This is a genomic window from Pseudoduganella sp. RAF53_2 (assembly GCF_052113985.1).
Taxonomy (GTDB): domain Bacteria; phylum Pseudomonadota; class Gammaproteobacteria; order Burkholderiales; family Burkholderiaceae_D; genus Rugamonas.
Genome location: NZ_JBFRDW010000656.1, coordinates 1 through 3,318, shown reverse-complemented (window position 1 = coordinate 3,318; position 3,318 = coordinate 1). Strand labels below are relative to the sequence as shown.

At 59.0% G+C, this 3,318-nt stretch carries 2 protein-coding genes; both read left to right on the top strand.

Translation table 11 applies throughout. The features are described from left to right. Nucleotides 1–1,663: transglutaminase family protein (locus tag AB4Z11_RS27255; RefSeq protein ID WP_442028973.1), on the top strand; the 1,663-nt coding region annotated here is incomplete at its 5' end. Further along, nucleotides 1,660–2,787 carry a lytic murein transglycosylase B gene (mltB, locus tag AB4Z11_RS27250; RefSeq protein WP_442028972.1) on the top strand — a complete coding sequence of 376 codons (1,128 nt, stop codon included), beginning with the start codon at nt 1,660–1,662 and terminating at the stop codon, nt 2,785–2,787. The genes AB4Z11_RS27255 and mltB, both read left to right, overlap by 4 nt. The last annotated feature ends 531 nt before the right edge of the window (nt 2,788–3,318 follow it).

Genomic DNA, 3,318 nt, shown 5'->3' with positions numbered 1-3,318 from the left:
GTTCGTCGTGGTCTTCCTCAGCTTCTTCCTGCTGCTGACGAACTTCTTCTATTCCCAGTCCATGCTGGCCGCACTGGGCATGGTGGTGACGCTGATCGTTCTGCTGACGGCCCAGCTGACCTTCCAGTACACGGGTGCCGTACCGCCGCTGATGACGCGCCTGAAAACGGCAGCAAAACTCTTCCTGATGGCGGCGCCGCTTGGGCTGTTGCTGTTCGTGGTATTCCCCCGTATCCAGGGGCCGCTGTGGGGCTTGCCGGGCGATGCGCAATCGGGCCGCACGGGCATTTCGGACACCATGGCGCCCGGCAGCATGGCGAACCTGGCGCGTTCCGACGAAGTCGCGTTCCGTGTGCGCTTCGTCGACGGCGTGCCGCCGCAGGACAAGCTGTATTGGCGCGGCCCGGTGCTCAGTTCCTACGACGGCCGCACCTGGACGCGCGTTGCGCGGCGCCAGTCGAGCGTGATGCGGATCGCCGCTGCACTGCGCGGACCGGCCTACCCGTACGAGCTGACCATGGAGCCCAGCAATAAACGCTTCCTGTTCACCCTGGAATTCAGCGAACGCAATCTGCAACTGGATGGCCAGAGCGCCAGCTACACGGACGAACTGGAAACCTATGCAATGGCGCCAGTGACCAGCCGCCAGCGCTACCAGGCCACAGCCTTCCTCGACTACACGGTGCAGCCTGGATTAAGCGATGACGATATGCGCCGCTGGCTGCAGCTGCCGGCCGGCTACAACCCCCGCGCCCGCGAATTCGGCCAGGTGCTGGCATCGCACGGTTCGCCCGACGCCGCCATTCGCGCCGTGCTCCAGCTATTCCGCAAGGAGAAGTTCGAATACACGCTGGAGCCGCCGCTGCTGGGCCGGGACGCCGTGGATGAATTCCTGTTCAACACCCGCCAGGGCTTCTGCGAGCACTACGCCAGCGCCTTCGTTTTCCTGATGCGTTCGGCCGGGGTGCCGGCGCGCGTGATCACCGGCTACCAGGGCGGCGAATTCAATCCCGTTGACCGTTACTACACGATCCGCCAGTCGGATGCCCACGCCTGGGCCGAAGTCTGGCTGGGCCGGCGCGGCTGGGTGCGCGTCGATCCAACCGCTGCAGTGGCGCCCGAGCGCGTGCGCCAGAACCTGGCCAGAACCCTGCCCCAGCCAGCGCCATTCGGCTTCGAAGGCCTGGTAGCTTTGCAGAACGACAAAAATTCGTGGCTGTCGCAGATGCGTTTTAGCCTCAGTGCGATGAATAATGCTTGGAATCAATGGGTCCTCGATTACAATCCAGATAGGCAGCAAAATTTCCTCAAGGAACTAGGTTCAACCTTTGCAAACTGGCGTACGCTGGCCGGACTGGCCCTGATTGCGGCCCTGATCGGCTTTGCGCGCTGGCGCCAGCAAGTGCGCCAGACCGACCCGGTTGAGGCCGCGTTCAGCGCCTTCTGCGCCATGCTGGCACGGCGTGGCTTGCACAAGGCGCCGGATGATGGCCCGATGAAACTGGCCGCGCGGGTGAAGGGGCTTAATGTGCCGGGGGAAAAGAAGGCTGCCATGACCGGATTCCTGGACCTGTATGGTGCGCTCAAGTATGGCGTTCCGCAGGCCGAAGAAAGAACACAGTCAGTCAAGCGGCTGGCGACTTTGTTGAAGCAATCGCAATGAAACTGAATTCGCAATACCGTCCCAAGCTTGCCGTGATGCTGCTGGCTGCAGCGCTGGGAACCGGCGCAGCCCTGCCTCCGGCGGAGGCCGCCACGCACAAGCCCGCCAGGAAGAAAGTCGTCAAGAAGCCGGCAGCCAAGCCTGCATCCGACTACTACACGGGCGAGTTCGTGAACTTCGGCCAGTGGAAAGACGTGCAGCAATTCTTTGACGAGATGGCTGCGAAGAACGGCTTCCAGCGCAGCGAGCTGGAAAGCCTGTTCCTGCAGCTGCGCTACCTCGACTCGGCCGTGCAGCTGGTGAAACCGGCGCCGCCGGGCAAGCCGAAGAACTGGCAGGCGTACAGCAGCCGCTTCATCGAGCCGATCCGCATCAATGCCGGTGTGAATTTCTGGAACACAAACCGCGAAGCGCTGGAGCGCGCTGAAGCACTGTATGGCGTTCCGGCCGAAGTAATTGTCGGTATCATCGGCGTGGAGACAATCTACGGCCGCGACATGGGCAAGTTCCGCGTGCTGGATGTGCTGGCCACACTGGCCTTCTCCTATCCGGAAGCGCCGAACCGCGAAGCGCGTATGGCGTTCTTCCGCAGCGAGCTTGAGCAAACGCTGCTGTATGCACGCCAGGCCGGCGTTGATCCGCTGAGCTTTACCGGCTCGTATGCCGGCGCTGTCGGCATGGTGCAATTCATGCCGGGTAATATCGCCAAATTCGCTGTCGATTTCGACGGCGACGGCAAGATCGATTTACGTAATTCAGCTGCCGATGCCATCGGCAGTGTGGCCGCCTTCCTGGTGGGCCACGGTTGGCGCCGCGAAGATCCAGGCCCTCTGGTCTATCCGGCAACGGTTTCCCCTGCACGAGCCTGGGAACCCTTTATCAATCAGGGACTTGAAGCAAAATTCCGCGCCGAGGACTTGATTGCCGCAGGGGTTGCCACCACCTCTTCTTTGCCACCCGGCATGCTGTATGGCCTGGTGGATTTGCAGAACGGCTCGGAGCCTACGGAATACTGGGTAGGTAGCAATAACTTCTACACCATCACGCAATACAACCGCAGCTATTTCTACGCCATGTCGGTGGTCGAACTGGGACGCGCCGTGCRTCTGTCACGCGGCGGCTAAGTTTGTAAGGACGTGTAAAACCGGGTTGAAATAGTTGCCAATCAGCATATATTGTGCAGGTATATGCACTTGTATTGTGCGGCAATGTTTGTAACCTGAAGGTATACTTAAGATTGCACGTTAGACATGGTTTAGCATTACCCTAGCACAAAAAATGGGGTAGAATTCTCTCACAATGTTGCAACACGACAACGGCAGTGAGAGCATTTTTATATTTTTTGTTGCTATTAAGTACTGTCGACGCCGATTGTTGTACAATTGTGTAGAAATTATGAAACTTGTTATCCCGGAATCCGTCAGTGTGTGATTTCGTTCCTCAGTGAAGGAAGACATTAACGCAGCAAGATTGAGCTCCGAGTGTTTCACTTTGCAGGAAAACTTTACAGAAGGAACAGACAACATGACCAACCAAGTCGGCATTGATATGAACAGCGAGTCGGAAGGCGATGATCTGCTGCAGTACAACCCAAATCGTCTGCTGGACACCCTGATCGAAAACCTGCGTCTGAAAAATGACGCGGCCCTGTCGCG